General features: G+C 41.1%; 13 protein-coding genes. 5 read left to right on the top strand and 8 right to left on the bottom strand.

The features are described 5' to 3' along the window. Positions 1-27 precede the first annotated feature (27 nt). Positions 28-921, bottom strand: coding sequence for a DNA-binding transcriptional regulator OxyR (gene oxyR / locus Q1K78_RS04740; protein WP_300174951.1), 894 nt, complete (start codon positions 919-921; stop codon positions 28-30). Between the two features lie 180 nt (positions 922-1,101). Here oxyR and Q1K78_RS04735 point away from each other — a divergent pair, with 180 nt between their 5' ends. From Q1K78_RS04735 to Q1K78_RS04725, 3 genes are all read left to right on the top strand, one after another. Further along, on the top strand, positions 1,102-1,830 hold the full coding sequence (locus Q1K78_RS04735) for a glutathione peroxidase (protein WP_300174949.1): 729 nt from the start codon (positions 1,102-1,104) through the stop codon (positions 1,828-1,830). Positions 1,831-1,995: 165 nt separating this feature from the next. After that, positions 1,996-3,462: a dihydrolipoyl dehydrogenase gene (locus Q1K78_RS04730; protein ID WP_300174947.1), complete on the top strand. Its 1,467-nt coding sequence runs from the start codon at positions 1,996-1,998 to the stop codon at positions 3,460-3,462. A gap of 119 nt (positions 3,463-3,581) precedes the next feature. Next, positions 3,582-3,845 (top strand): DUF3624 domain-containing protein, encoded by a 264-nt coding sequence (locus tag Q1K78_RS04725; protein WP_300174946.1) that lies wholly within the window; start codon positions 3,582-3,584, stop codon positions 3,843-3,845. A gap of 162 nt (positions 3,846-4,007) precedes the next feature. Here the strand turns inward: Q1K78_RS04725 and argH are convergent, their stop codons facing one another. The 4 genes from argH to argC form a co-directional block, all read right to left on the bottom strand. Next, positions 4,008-5,882, bottom strand: a complete 1,875-nt coding sequence (gene argH, locus Q1K78_RS04720) for an argininosuccinate lyase (RefSeq protein ID WP_300174945.1) — start codon at positions 5,880-5,882, stop codon at positions 4,008-4,010. A 266-nt stretch (positions 5,883-6,148) separates the two neighbouring features. Further along, positions 6,149-7,360 carry an argininosuccinate synthase gene (locus Q1K78_RS04715; protein WP_300174943.1) on the bottom strand — a complete coding sequence of 404 codons (1,212 nt, stop codon included), beginning with the start codon at positions 7,358-7,360 and terminating at the stop codon, positions 6,149-6,151. A gap of 67 nt (positions 7,361-7,427) precedes the next feature. Next, positions 7,428-8,207: an acetylglutamate kinase gene (argB, locus tag Q1K78_RS04710; protein ID WP_300174941.1), complete on the bottom strand. Its 780-nt coding sequence runs from the start codon at positions 8,205-8,207 to the stop codon at positions 7,428-7,430. Positions 8,208-8,222: 15 nt separating this feature from the next. Continuing rightward, positions 8,223-9,227, bottom strand: coding sequence for an N-acetyl-gamma-glutamyl-phosphate reductase (gene argC, locus Q1K78_RS04705; protein WP_300174940.1), 1,005 nt, complete (start codon positions 9,225-9,227; stop codon positions 8,223-8,225). A gap of 207 nt (positions 9,228-9,434) precedes the next feature. Here argC and argE point away from each other — a divergent pair, with 207 nt between their 5' ends. Both argE and ppc read left to right on the top strand, forming a co-directional pair. Further along, positions 9,435-10,571 carry an acetylornithine deacetylase gene (gene argE, locus Q1K78_RS04700; protein ID WP_300174938.1) on the top strand — a complete coding sequence of 379 codons (1,137 nt, stop codon included), beginning with the start codon at positions 9,435-9,437 and terminating at the stop codon, positions 10,569-10,571. Positions 10,572-10,748: 177 nt separating this feature from the next. Next, entirely contained in the window at positions 10,749-13,379 is a 2,631-nt protein-coding gene (gene ppc / locus Q1K78_RS04695; protein ID WP_300174937.1) for a phosphoenolpyruvate carboxylase, read from the top strand. 141 nt (positions 13,380-13,520) lie between these two features. Here the strand turns inward: ppc and metF are convergent, their stop codons facing one another. From metF to rpsR, 3 genes are all read right to left on the bottom strand, one after another. Further along, positions 13,521-14,411, bottom strand: a complete 891-nt coding sequence (metF, locus tag Q1K78_RS04690; protein ID WP_300174935.1) for a methylenetetrahydrofolate reductase — start codon at positions 14,409-14,411, stop codon at positions 13,521-13,523. Positions 14,412-14,685: 274 nt separating this feature from the next. Next, entirely contained in the window at positions 14,686-15,132 is a 447-nt protein-coding gene (gene rplI, locus Q1K78_RS04685; RefSeq protein ID WP_300174933.1) for a 50S ribosomal protein L9, read from the bottom strand. A 40-nt stretch (positions 15,133-15,172) separates the two neighbouring features. After that, complete coding sequence (gene rpsR / locus Q1K78_RS04680; RefSeq protein WP_005421136.1) at positions 15,173-15,400, bottom strand: 30S ribosomal protein S18; 228 nt, start codon at positions 15,398-15,400, stop codon at positions 15,173-15,175. Positions 15,401-15,412 lie beyond the last annotated feature (12 nt).

Raw genomic sequence — 15,412 nt, 5'->3', positions numbered from 1 at the left:
TATCAATAATAGAAAGAACGAAACGATCTAAATAACGGTCGACATTTTCTGCTTTATTTCTTTTGCTAATCCTTCATAACGAGCCCTTAATGGAGAACCCGGACGATAAGCTAATACAATTTGTCGATGCGGAACGGGAGCTTTTGCAGGTAAATAACACACACCGTCACGTACTTTTTCTTTTGGCACTGATAAATAAGGCATTAATGTTATTCCACTGCCTGCTGCCACCATATTCCGTAATGTTTCTAAACTGGTTGCTTTAAAGTGATCGTCATCTTTTGCTCCTGCGGCAAAACAAAAGCCTAACGCTTGATCTCGCAAGCAATGACCATCTCCTAACATCAACACTGACTCGCCATTTAAGCGAGACATATCAATTGAATCTTCTTCTGCCCATTTATGATCCGTCGGGACAGCAAGTACCATAGGTTCATCATAAACCGGAATCTCTATGAATCTGCTTGTCTCATCCACTGATGCCAGGATCATACAATCAATTTTGCCTTCTTCTAGCATTTTCACTAGCTGATGCGTTTGAGCTTCATGTAGATATAAGTTTAAATCAGGAAACGTCTCTTTCAGCGTTGGGACTATCCAAGGCAAAACATAAGGGCCAACAGTTGGAATAAATCCCAAATGTAAAGGACCCGACATTTCTTTACCCTGCTGATTCGCAAGTTCAGAAAAAAGCTTCACTTCAGCTAGAATTCGTTTTGCTTGATCAACTAACTGTAAACCAGCTTCGGTAAATAGAACTTTACGGCTGGTTCTCTCAAGCAGCGTTAATCCAACCTCCTCTTCCAATTTTTTAATTTGTCCACTTAGCGTCGGCTGACTGACAAAACAGGATTCAGCGGCTTTACGAAAGTGTTTATGCTCAGCAAGTGCGACCAAGTACTCAAAATCACGGATGTTCATGTATTACACTCCTGCAAGCTTTGCATTTTTAATAAAAATCAATATTGATAGATTTTAACGATTGAAACGATAACACCAAACGATTAGAACTATCAAGCTAGCTTTTGCATAATAGCTACATCAACCGGGCAGACCCCGAATAAGAAATTCAAAATTATTTAAAATTTAAAGGACATCATTATGTTTACATCTAAAGAAGGTCAATCAGTTCCTCAAGTTACTTTTCCAACACGTAAAGGTGATGCTTGGGTTAACGTAACAACTGAAGAGTTATTCAAAGACAAAACCGTTATCGTATTTAGCCTTCCAGGTGCATTTACACCAACGTGCTCTTCAAGCCATCTACCTCGCTACAACGAGCTGCATTCTGTATTTAAAGAGAATGGCGTAGATGACATCTTATGTGTTTCTGTAAACGATACGTTTGTAATGAACGCATGGAAAGCTGACCAAGAAGCTGAAAACATTACTTTCATTCCAGATGGTAACGGTGACTTCACTGATGGCATGGGCATGCTAGTTGCGAAAAATGATATTGGTTTTGGCAAGCGTTCATGGCGCTACAGCATGCTAGTAAAAAATGGCGTTGTTGAGAAGATGTTCATCGAAGAAGACGTAGCTGGTGACCCGTTCAACGTTTCTGATGCTGATACGATGCTGAACTACCTTGCTCCTGAGCACAAAGAGCAAGAGTCAATTACTGTATTTACAAAACCTGGCTGTCCTTTCTGTATGAAAGCGAAACAGAACCTAATTGATAAAGGCCTAAACTACGAAGAAGTAGTACTAGGTAAAGATGCAACAACAGTAAGCCTACGAGCTATTACTGGTCGCTCTACGGTTCCTCAAGTATTCATCGGTGGTAAACACATCGGTGGTAGCGAAGAACTAGAAGCTTTCCTAGCTTAATCTACTAGAACGTACCATAACTAGCCTACTGCATTGTAGGCTAGTAACCCCCTTAATTAGATACACTCACAAAACAGCAAATCCAGCATTCTGACTTACTTTCAAAAAATAATAAAAGTCGGCAGGATTCGTGCACTCAAAAAATACCATTACGAGAGAATTATTATGAAACAAGTCAATGTTGATGTAGCTGTTATCGGTGGTGGTACAGCAGGTTTAGGATCTTACCGTGCGGCAAAAGCACATACTGACAGTGTTGTCATGATTGAAGGCGGCCCTTACGGCACCACTTGTGCTCGTGTTGGTTGCATGCCATCAAAACTGTTAATTGCAGCGGCAGAAAGCGTTCACCAAATTAAAAAAGCACCTCAGTTCGGTATCCACCCTCAAGGTGAGATCGTAATTAACGGCCGTGAAGTCATGGACCGAGTTAAATTTGAACGTGATCGCTTTGTTGGCTTTGTTTTAGAAGGCGTTGATGAAATACCAGCAGAAGATAAAATCTCTGGCTACGCTAAATTTTTAGATGATAATACATTGCAAGTTGATGACCATACGATCATCACTGCAAAACGTATTGTTATCGCAACAGGCTCTCGACCTGCCTATCCTGCGGTCTGGAATGAGTTAGGTGATCGCTTGATCATCAATGACGATGTATTTAACTGGGACGACTTACCAAAATCGGTGGCTGTATTTGGCCCTGGAGTTATTGGTCTTGAACTTGGACAATCACTACATCGCTTAGGCGTTGAAACTAAATTATTTGGTTTAGGTGGTCAAGTTGGTCCTGTTACTGACCCAGAAGTGATGGCCTATGCAAATAAAGCCTTCAATGAAGAATTCTATCTTGATGCAGATGTAAAGATAGAAAGCATGAAACGCATTACTACTGAGTCTGGTGAAGACCGTGTTGAGATCAAGTTCATCAATAAACAAGGTGAACTAGACACAAACCTTGTTGAGTATGTATTAGCGGCAACGGGACGTCGTCCAAACACAGATAAGTTAGGTTTAGAAAATACTTCTCTTGAGCTAGATGAACGTGGCGTACCAACCGCTGATCACTACACACTACAAACATCACAACCAACAATTTTCATTGCTGGTGATGCAAGTAACCAACTGCCGTTATTACACGAAGCGGCTGACCAAGCTCGTATTGCCGGTGATAATGCAGGACGCTTCCCTGAGATCCGCGCAGGCCTGCGCCGCTCAAAAATCTCAGCGGTATTCTCTGACCCACAAATAGCAATGGTTGGTGAAACGTATAAAGAAATCACCACTCGCTTAGGGACATGTGGCTGTTTTGCAACGGGTGAAGTGTCTTTTGAAAACCAAGGTCGTTCACGAGTGATGCTACGTAATAAAGGGATTCTTCATGTATACGGTGAACAAGGTACAGGTCGTTTCCTTGGTGCTGAAATGATGGGACCAAATGCAGAGCATTTAGCGCACTTGTTAGCTTGGGCTCACCAAAACAAAATGACGATTTCAGAAATGCTGGATATGCCTTTTTATCACCCAGTAATTGAGGAAGGCGTGCGTACTGCACTTCGTGATTTGAATGCTAAATTACACCTAGGTCCAGAGACAATTAAACACTGTCTAGATTGTGGCCCCGGCTGTTAATCAAAAATAAATAACAAGAGCAAAATAAAAGTCGATGTGAAAACATCGATTTTTTTATTTCTATCTCACGAGTCACTCGCTAAAATAGCCGCCTTACCATTATTTTTAAGTGAACCGATATGGCTTGCCAATCTTGTCGAACGGATATTTTCAAGCAGAAATTAGGCCGCTGCCTACGTTGCATCAAACAACTCACTTTTTTATCTATCGGAGGATGGTTAACTTGGCTGGAATTTTTTCAAGCGAGCCCTTACCAAATAGAAGCCATTGCGACCTTTATGATTAGTGCTGCATTTACAGGGTTGCTTACTCTGCATCTATTGATGATGGGATACTATCGCTGCGTAAAACCGTCAAAAAAGAATGGGCCGTATAAAAAATAAAACCCCAACATCAATCAAGATATTGGGGCCTCTTAGAATCTTTCTAAGAAAAAGCAGTATTAATAAGACTAGTATCTAATTAAAAAGTTCACCACTTTTTCTTTTTTATTTCCGACTAAATAGCTAAGTGAATCGCATAACTATTTGTAACAATGCTAATGATTACGCCACGTTCGTTTTAATGATTATTTGCTCTTGAAGATTCACCTCTAAAGCCACTTCATCACATGCATGTTGACGAGGACATTGGTCACAATCTTTGAGCACTTTCTCTGGCAGCAATGAACGAGACGTTGGAATAAAGTCTTGTTTCATAAAGAACTCAGGCACACGAGTTAATACGAATACTTTCTTTATCGCCATTTCACGTGCTTTTTCTACCAAGTGTTGAACAATCGCTTTTCCTTGACCCTGACTCTGCCACCCCGCTTCAACCCCTAATGAACGAATCTCTGCTAAACCTGAATCATACACATACAAGGAAGCACAACCGGTTACCTCACCATGATGCTCTGAAACAGCAAACGAGCCTATATCGCGCACTAACTCATTACGATTACGCGGTAAGTTCTCACCAAGTCCAGCCCAGTATGCCACCATTCCTTCTAACGCATCTAAATCTGTTAAACGTGCAGGACGAACTTTAACGCCCGTGGAATCACGTTCTTGTAAACGCTTACCTGCTTGCTCAACAGCATAAGCAACCTGCTCTGGAGCTACACCACCAAGTGCATTACGTTTTGCAAGACACGATTCGATAGTTAAAATTGCATACACATCGTCTTCAATCACATCAGAGAATACTTTTAATTCTGCAATAGATAACTCTTCTAATGCACAGCCTTTTTCTATAGCACTAACCACAGCAACACCAACGATATGATGAGCTTCGCGGAAGGGAATGCCTTTCGCTACCAAGTAATCCGCTAACTCTGTTGAGTTTGCATACCCTTGCTTTGCCGCTTCTAGAGTACGTTCTTTATTGATCTTAATGCCTTCAAAACAAAGTGCCGCCATTTCAATACAATCAGACCAGCTATCTAACGCATCAAATAAACCTTCTTTGTCTTCTTGCATATCCTTGTTATAAGCCAACGGTAGCGCTTTTACTGTCATCATCATACCAGCCAGTGCGCCATATACACGGCCACATTTACCACGGATAAGCTCTAAGGCATCCGGGTTCTTTTTCTGTGGCATCAATGATGAACCTGACGTTACCGTATCAGCCAACTCAATGAAGTTTGATTCACCTGAGTTATAAAAAATCATATCTTCAGCAAGACGCGATAAATGAACCATTGAGATAGAAGCAATCGACATTAACTCCATCACATGATCACGATCCGATACCGAATCTAAACTGTTACGTGTTGCGCGTTGGAAACCAAGATTACGAGCTAATTTCTCACGATCCATTGGATAAGCCGTTCCAGCCAAAGCTCCTGATCCTAATGGGCACGTATCTAAACGCTTAATCGCATCTTCCAGACGAGAGTGATCACGCTCAATCATTTCAACATAAGCCAAACACCAATGAGCAAATGTTACCGGTTGTGCACGTTGTAAGTGCGTATAACCCGGAAGTACCGTTGTTTGATGCTCAGACGCTACATTAACCAATTGATTTAGAAGTAAATCAAGAGTACGAAGTAATTGATGACCTTGTTGACGACACCACAATTTTAAATCCGTCGCGACTTGATCGTTACGAGAACGACCTGTATGTAATTTCTTACCTAGGTCACCAACTTTTCCAATCAGCTGTGTTTCTACCCAACTATGAATATCTTCAGCATCAGATAATAAAATTTGCTTTGGATCTTCCATTACTTCAAGCTTGAGTTCATTCAACGCCAACTCAAGTCTTTGCTGCTCAAACTCTGAAATGACATTAACTGAAAGCAGTGCTTTAGACCATGCAATAGAGCCTACAATGTCTTGTTCTGCAAGGCGATAATCGATACGAAGTGAATCGTTAAACTGTTTAAATCTTGTGTCTGCTGCCTGACTAAAACGTCCGCCCCATAATGCCATGGTGTTTCTCCTAAATGCACAGTGCTCACTGCTTTTTGAAACTATTAAGTCTGATTTAATTCAGTATTTTTCTTGATGATTCAAACTTACGGCAATTTCAGATAAAAATAAAGAATTAAATGCATTATTTTTACATATTTATTCAGGCGTTAGTAAGCGTGGTTATTATTATAATTTAGACAAAAAAAATCGAAGTTCATTTAATCATTAAATGAACTTCGACTAGTGTAAATAAAATTGTTTAATAGTTGTTACTTCAAATGTAATTACTTGCTATTAAGGGCACGGATGCGGCTTGATAGCGAGTAAAGACGAATAAAGCCTTCAGCATGGCTTTGGTCGTAAACTTCGTCAGCACCAAACGTTGCAAACTCTTCAGAGTATAAGCTGTTATCTGAACGTTTCTGAGTGACTGTCGCTTGCCCTTTATATAGCTTAATCACAACATCACCATTCACATCTTGTGCTAGCTCTTCAGTCGCCGCTAAGATTGATTTACATAGTGGCGTAAACCAACGACCATCATAAACAAGGTGAGACGCTTTAATACCTAGTTCTTCACGGAACTCAAACGATGCTTTATCTAGAACCAATTGCTCAACAGCACGCAGCGCCTCATTAATAATCGTACCGCCCGGAGTTTCATAACAGCCACGAGATTTCATGCCGACCAAACGGTTTTCGACGATATCAATTCGACCAACACCGTGCTTAATGCCTTTCTCGTTTAGGTAAACAACCACTTCATAAGGAGTCATCGTTTTACCATCAACAGCAACAACCGCGCCTTTTTCAACTTTTATTGATACTGTTTCTGATTCATTTGGCGCTTGCTCTGGATCGACTGTCCATGCCCAGCAATCTTCATTTGGCTCATTCCATGTATCTTCAAGAACACCGCCTTCTGTTGAAATGTGCCATACGTTTGCATCACGAGAATAAATTTTAGTTAGTGACGCTGAACACGGAATATTACGCTCAGCAAGATAATCAAGACACTCTTCACGACTCACTAAATCCCACTCACGCCATGGCGCAATCACGTGTAGATCTGGTGCCAATGCAGCAAAGGCCCCTTCAAAACGAATTTGGTCATTACCCTTACCTGTACAACCATGACATAGGGCATCTGCACCCACTTGACGTGCGACTTCTACTTGCGCTTTAGCGATAATAGGACGAGCCATTGAAGTACCTAGTAGGTATTTACCTTCATAAAGCGCACCGGTTTTTAACGTAGGAAAAATATACTCAGCAACCATTTCTTCTTTTAAGTCAGTCACATAACATTCAGACGCACCTGATGCGATAGCTTTTGCTTCAATACCGTCAAGTTCTTCAGCACCTTGGCCTACATCAGCAACAAATGCGATAACTTCACAATTGTAGTTTTCTTTTAGCCACGGAATAATCACAGACGTATCTAGACCACCAGAGTATGCAACAACAACCTTGTTTACTTCGACTTTCTTATTCATTCTATTCTCCTTGATCCGCATACTCGCGGCGACTGTATTCTATAAAGTTAATTCTATTCAATGCCAATTAAGGCTGAAACTGAGTGCCAATGCTGTTTCCAATAAACAACTCAGCTAATTTTTCTGGTGAACGCCATGACGCCACCTCTATCGCTCGGCCTAATTCTTGTGCGGCCTCTAAAGCAGCACGAACTTTCACGATCATGCCATCTGTAATCACTTCTTGTTGAATCAATAACTCAGCGTGTTCTGCATCTAAACTTGGTATTAATACTTTATCTGCATCCAATACGCCGGGAACATCAGACAACAACACCAAATCAGCATCTAACGCGGTAGCAACCGCAACCGCCGCTTGGTCTGCATTTACATTCATTAACTCGCCTTCAGCAGTAATGCCAATAGAGCTAATGATTGGTGTCACATGTGTTGCTAACACTGCATTTAATATCGTTGCATTACCCGGTGTCGCTAAGCCAACATTACCTAGTTCAGAATTAAGTTGTGTAATTGTACACAGGCCACCATCAGCCAAGCTTAACCCCATCGCATTTACACCATTTTTCATCGCTTGGCCCTGCAGCATTTTATTTGCCGTCCCGGCTAACGCACCTGTGATATAACCAATTTGATCTTTTGGCGTGACACGTAAACCTTCCTTTTTAACGGTTTCAAGCTGTAATTTAGCCATTAACTCATCAACTAAATAACCACCACCATGCACGATAACTAACGAACGTTGTGCTTGTTGTTGATAATTTGCAATCGTTTTGAACAATTGCGTTAAGGTTTCGGTTGATGACAATACTGCACCACCTAACTTAATCACTAATGGACGCTGATTCATACTTAATACCATACTTTATATTAAAGCCGTTAACATTGGAAAGCCAAAACGAATATTAATGCACTGCATTGCTTGGCTTGATGCCCCTTTTAATAAGTTATCAATCGCTGAAACAACAATTAAATGCTGACCTTGCATTTTCCAGCCTATATCGCAGAAAGGTGTTTTCTCAACCGATTGTAATTTAGGAATTTCATTCTCAAGTAAACGAACGACTGGCGTTTCTGTATAGGCGTCATCAAACGCTTTTTTAATTTGCTCTTCTGTGACGCCTTTTTCTAACTTCGTCGTAATCGTCGCTAAAATCCCACGTTTGAAATTACCAAGATGAGGAGTAAAAATAACATCACAGCCTAAATGCGTGGCAATTTCAGGCTGATGACGATGATTAAATACACCATAAGGTTGAAGGCTAACTTCACAAAAGCTGCTGGTTAAATTCGCTTTACGTCCAGCTCCTGTCACACCACTTGTTGCATTAATCACAGGCCATTGATTTTGATCTAATAATTTCGCTTCAACGAGAGGTTTTAACGCTAATTGTGACGCCGTTGGATAACAACCGGGAACTGCAATTAATTGTGCTTGTGCAATAGCATCAGCATTCCATTCAGCCAAACCATACACCGCTTTATCTAACCATTCTGCATGTTGGTGCTCAAAGCCATAAAACTCAGAATAAAAGCCTTCTTTTTGAACACGAAACGCACCAGATAAATCAAAAACAACACAATCATTATCTAAAAACGTCGTCGCTAAATCGTGACTCACTTCATGCGCGGTCGCTAATAAAATAATGTCAGACTCTTTTTCCACTTGAACTACATCCACCAAAGGCTGCAAAGTATCATCCACAACCCCTTTTAATGAACCGTGCAGTTCACTGATCGCTTTTCCTTTATCTAAGCTGTTTTCTGACACATACAAACCCGCTAAAGAAAGGTGTGGGTGTTTAAATACCATCAGTGCTAACTCTGCACCTGTGTATCCGCTTGCTCCGATGATGGTTGTTTTCAACATAAATACGTCCGTTTATCTCTTCATCTATTGAAGGAAAATGCCATTCAAGGTAACTTGAGAGTTACACATATTAGAGACTACTTTTCCTTTTTAAATTTTAGTTTATTCATCAAAATTAAACTAAACTGTATTTCTATTCACTTTATGTGATTTAATATGTGTTTTACAGGGTTCTCTCTTTTGTGTCAACAGTGGATATATGAATAAATGAAACTTCCAGAATTTAAAGATTATTATCAACAACTCATTTCAACCTCTTCAATCAGCTCAACGGACTCGAGTTGGGATGAAGGCAATGCTGAAGTGATTCATAAACTCGCTCAATGGTGTGAAGATTTAGGCTGTGAAGTTGAGATTGAAGAAATCGAGAAAGGTAAACTCAATCTACTGGCTAAATTAGGTTCAGGTGAAGGTGGGTTATTATTGGCAGGTCACACAGATACCGTGCCTTATGACCAAGGTCGTTGGAACTACGACCCTCACGCATTAACCGAAGCCAATGACCGTTTCTATGGCTTAGGCACTGCCGACATGAAAGGCTTCTTTGCATTTATCTTAGAAGCAATGAAAAACATCAATTGGAAAGACCAATCCAAACCGCTTTATATTCTGGCAACCTGTGATGAAGAAACCACCATGCTAGGTGCTCGTCACTTCGCATCCAATACACAAATCCAGCCTGATTATTGCATTATTGGTGAACCTACGAGCTTAAAACCAATTCGTGGCCATAAAGGGCATGTAGCTAATGCGGTGCGTGTTACTGGTAAGTCAGGTCACTCTTCTGATCCTGCTCATGGTGTTAACGCACTAGAAATCATGAATGAAATCATGTTCGCCTTAATGAACTTAAAAAATAAGTTAGTTAAGGAATACCACAACCCTGGGTTTTCCATTCCTTATCCAACCTTAAATCTTGGTCATATCCATGGCGGTGACAGTCCGAACCGTATTTGCGGCTGTTGTGAACTTCATTATGACGTACGCCCATTACCGGGAATTAGCCTTGATGGATTAGATAATATGCTGCGTGATGCATTGAAAGACGTTGAAGCTAAATGGCCAGGACGTATTGATATCACCCCGCTTCACGAACCTATTCCAGGTTATGAATGTAGCCCTGATAGCCCGATTGTGACCAATGTGGCTGAAATTTGTGGTCAAGAAGTAGAAACCGTTAACTATTGTACTGAAGCACCCTTCTTACAAAATCTTTGTCCCACTTTAGTTTTAGGCCCAGGTTCTATAGAGCAAGCGCACCAACCTGATGAATTCTTAGCATTTTCTTTTATTGACCCAACCATTAATGTGTTGAGTAAGTTAATGTACAAAAACTGTTTCTAGCTGAAATAAATTTACAAAACCCGTCAATCCAGAAATAGATATTCGATGATCTACGGCAATGTATTGTTTAAAAAGCCATCGTTTATTCTTCAACATTTGACGCGACGCGGTAAATTCGGATAGATTGGATGTAGAAAAAATTTAGGATGTAACAAAATTACAGTATAGGAAGTATGTATGAATGAAAAGTACGCTGCTTTAAAAAGCAATGTAAGCATGTTGGGTCATCTACTTGGTAACACGATTAGAGACGCACATGGTGAAGAGCTATTAGCTAAAGTTGAAACCATTCGTAAGCTGTCTAAAACAGCACGCGCAGGAAGCGATGATGACCGTAATGCACTTATTGAAGAAATAAAAAATCTTCCCGATGAACAACTGACTCCTGTTGCTCGTGCATTCAGTCAATTTCTAAATTTAACTAACATGGCAGAGCAGTACCATACCATTTCACGTCACTGTGAAGCCCATGTATGCGAACCTGATGCCATTAGTACTCTATTCTCTAAGTTAAACCAAAATAACGTTAGTAAATTGGATACTGCACAAGCGGTTCGTGAATTAAATATCGAACTTGTTTTAACTGCGCACCCAACTGAAATTGCCCGTCGCACCATGATCAACAAGTTGGTTAAAATTAATGAATGTTTATCAAAACTTGAACTTAGTGATATTTCTTTTTCAGAGCGCGATAAAACAGAGCGTCGTCTTGAGCAACTAATCGCTCAAGCATGGCATTCAGATGTTATTCGTCAAGAACGTCCAACGCCTCTCGATGAAGCTAAGTGGGGCTTTGCGGTTGTTGAGAATTCACTATGGCAAGGTATTCCGGAATTCTTACGTGAGTTTGATCAACGCTTAACAAGTCACTTAGGTGAAGGCCTTCCAATTGATGCTCGTCCTGTCCATATGTCTTCTTGGATGGGTGGTGATCGCGATGGTAATCCATTTGTGACTCATACAATCACTCGTGAGGTGATGCTTCTTTCTCGTTGGAAAGCGGCGGATCTTTATCTAAAAGACATTAACGAATTAATCAGTGAACTTTCTATGGTGAAGTGCTCTGATGAAGTTCGTGAACTCGCAGGCGATCAACACGAACCTTACCGTGCAATTCTAAAACAACTTCGCGTTCTTTTAGGAGATACGTTAGAAAACCTAGACGCACAAATGAAAAGCGAATTAGCACCAAACAAAACGATCCTGACCGACGCTTCACAGCTTTGGGATCCTCTGTTTGCTTGTTACCAATCTCTGCATGCTTGCGGTATGGGTATTATTGCTGAAGGCTCTCTACTTGATACACTTCGTCGTGTAAAAGCGTTTGGTGCACACTTAGTCCGTCTCGATATCCGTCAAGAAAGCACTCGTCACTCAGACGTATTATCAGAGTTGACTCGCTACTTAGGCATTGGCGATTATGATCAATGGAGCGAGCAAGATAAGATCTCTTTCCTTGTTAATGAATTAAGCTCTAAACGTCCGCTACTTCCTCGTAATTGGGAGCCATCTCCCGAAGTTCAAGAGGTTATAGATACGTGTAAAGTGGTTGCAGAGCAATCAAAAGAAGCATTAGGCTCTTATGTTATTTCAATGGCTCGTACTGCATCTGATGTACTGGCTGTTCACTTACTACTTCAAGAAGCTGGCTGTCCATTCCGTATGGATGTTTGTCCATTATTTGAAACCCTAGACGATTTAAACCGCTCAAAAGAAGTGATGGAACAACTGTTCTCTATCGATTGGTATCGTGGATTCATCCAGAATCACCAAATGGTAATGATTGGTTACTCTGATTCAGCGAAAGATGCTGGTGTTATGTCTGCAGGTTGGGCGCAATACAGTGCGATGGAAGCGTTAGTTGAAGTCTGTGAGAAAGAGAATATTGAACTTACTTTATTCCACGGTCGCGGCGGCACCATTGGTCGTGGTGGTGCTCCTGCACATGCTGCACTTCTATCTCAACCACCAAAAAGCTTAAAAGGCGGTTTACGCGTAACAGAACAAGGTGAGATGATCCGATTTAAATTGGGTCTACCTGAAGTGGCAGTAAACAGTTTTAATTTATACGCAAGTGCGATTCTTGAAGCGAACCTTCTTCCACCACCAGAGCCTAAGCAAGAATGGCGTGATCTGATGGAAGTACTTTCTGAAGTATCATGTGAAGCATACCGTAGCATTGTCCGTGGCGAAAAAGATTTTGTGCCTTACTTCCGAGCGGCAACTCCTGAGTTAGAGCTAGGTAAATTGCCTCTAGGCTCGCGTCCTGCTAAGCGTAATCCAAATGGTGGCGTAGAAAGTCTACGAGCTATTCCTTGGATCTTCTCATGGAGCCAAAACCGTCTGGTACTTCCTGCATGGTTAGGCGCGGGTGAAGCAATTCAGTACTCGATTGATAAAGGTCACCAAGAGCTATTAGAAGAAATGTGTCGTGAATGGCCATTCTTCTCTACTCGCCTTGGTATGCTTGAAATGGTATACACCAAGTGTAACCCACAAATGTCAGAGTACTACGATCAACGTTTAACAGACAAATCTCTATGGCCTCTAGGTGAGCGTCTACGTAATCAATTACAAGCGGATATTAAAGCGGTATTGAACGTAGAGAACAGCGATCACTTAATGGAAAGTGACCCATGGGGTTCAGAGTCAATCAAACTACGTAATATCTATGTTGATCCACTAAACATGTTACAAGCTGAGCTGCTGTTCCGTACTCGTCAACAAGAAGAGACATCACCAGAGCTTGAAGAAGCCTTGATGGTTACCATTGCAGGTATTTCTGCAGGTATGCGTAATACAGGCTAACCATAGCGTTAACATTAACCTTCCTATATTCAAGGTCACTTCGGTGGCCTTTTTTATTATCCCTATCCCAGACTACAGACGAAAAAAAACCGTTACTATGAACGGCTCTTTAAATAATACTTATCTTGATTATTATTGATATTAACCTTTTGGTCGAACACCTAGCGTATGACAAAGTGCATAGGTATGCTCGGCACGATTTAACGTATAGAAGTGAAAATCCTTTACCCCTTCGCGGCTTAGAATACGTGTCATATCGATTGCATGACTTGCCCCTACCATTTGACGAGTCACTGGATCATCATCCAAGCCTTCAAATTGCTGAGCCATCCAACCTGGGATCTTCACGTTATTCATCTTGGCAAAACGAGAGGCTTGCTTAAAGTTTGAAACCGGTAAAATACCTGGAATAATCTCAACATCGATACCAGCAGACACACAACGGTCACGGAAACGTAAATAACTTTCAACATCAAAAAAGAACTGAGTAATCGCACGGTTCGCACCCGCATCCACTTTACGCTTTAAATTCAATAAATCTGCTTGTGCACTTTTTGCTTCAGGATGAACTTCTGGAAAAGCAGCGACTGAAATATCAAAATCATGCAGTGATCTTAGTAACTCGACCAAGTCAGACGCATACATATCAGGAGCACCGCCACCAGTAGGAATATCTCCACGCAACGCCACAATATCTTTAATGCCATTACTCCAATAGTCATTCGCGATATCAATAAGCTCTGAACGGCTCGCATCAATACACGTTAAATGCGGAGCTGCAATAAGACCCGTTTGCTCTTTAATTTCTTTAATAATGGAGTGAGTACGATCACGCTCGCCAGAGTTAGCACCGTAAGTAACCGATACAAATTTTGGTTTCAGTGTTTTTAAACGGTGAATAGAATTCCACAGCGTTTCTTCCATTTTCTCCGAACTTGGTGGAAAAAATTCAAAAGATACATTAATGCTACCATCTAGCTCGGCAATATTTTGATTTAGTGACTCTAAGTGGCTTGCGTGTGAGTAGGCCATGTCTTTCTCTCCCTGCTGTAATACCTAAAATGAGTACTACAAAAAATCTATCATCCGTGATGACATCGATTTAGACGTCTATATGTCTACAGAATGTATGCTATAGGGTTCAAAGTCAAGAGACTGATTATGAATTTTTCTCAAGTAGTTATTGAGCTATTTTCAAGATGAAATAAAGAAGACGAGAAAGGTAGGGGCTAAACAAGATAATTGATAGATAAAAAAAACGCCAGCACTAAGGCTGACGTTTAAATTATTAATTGGCTATTGATGATTACTCAGCAACAACAACTAATTTCAATGTAGCAAATACTTCAGAGTGAAGTTGGATGCTAACTTCGAAAGAACCAGTTGTACGTAGAGCGCCTTCAGAAAGACGAACTTCGCTTTTCGCGATTGCAACGCCAGCAGCTGTAGCAGCGTCAGCGATATCACGATTACCGATTGAACCGAATAGTTTACCTTCGTCACCAGATTTTGATGCGATAGTAACTTCTAGAGCGTTAACAGACTCAGCGCGAGCTTCTGCAGCAGCTAGTTGCTTAGCAACGTTAGCTTCTAGTTCAGCACGACGAGTTTCAAACATCTCTACGTTAGCTTTAGTTGCCATAACAACCTTACCTTGTGGGATAAGGAAGTTACGTGCGTAACCAGCTTTAACGTTAACTTGGTCGCCAAGGCTACCTAGGTTACCGATTTTATCAAGTAGAATAACTTGCATTATCTTAGTCCTCTATAAACTTATTTAAACCGCTATCGACTTACAGATGCTTATCTGTGTACGGTAGAAGTGCAAGGTAACGAGAACGCTTGATAGCGCGAGCTAGCTGACGTTGGTATTTAGCACGAGTACCAGTGATACGGCTAGGTACGATTTTACCAGCTTCAGTGATGTAGTTTTTTAGAGTTGCTACGTCTTTGTAGTCAATCTCTTGTACGCCTTCTGCTGTAAAACGGCAGAATTTACGACGACGGAAGAAACGAGCCATGGGCTATCTCCA

This window comes from uncultured Aliivibrio sp. (genome assembly GCF_946479765.1).
Taxonomy (GTDB): domain Bacteria; phylum Pseudomonadota; class Gammaproteobacteria; order Enterobacterales; family Vibrionaceae; genus Aliivibrio.
Note: the sequence above shows the minus strand (reverse complement) of the source record. Positions and strands in the feature narration are given on the sequence as shown.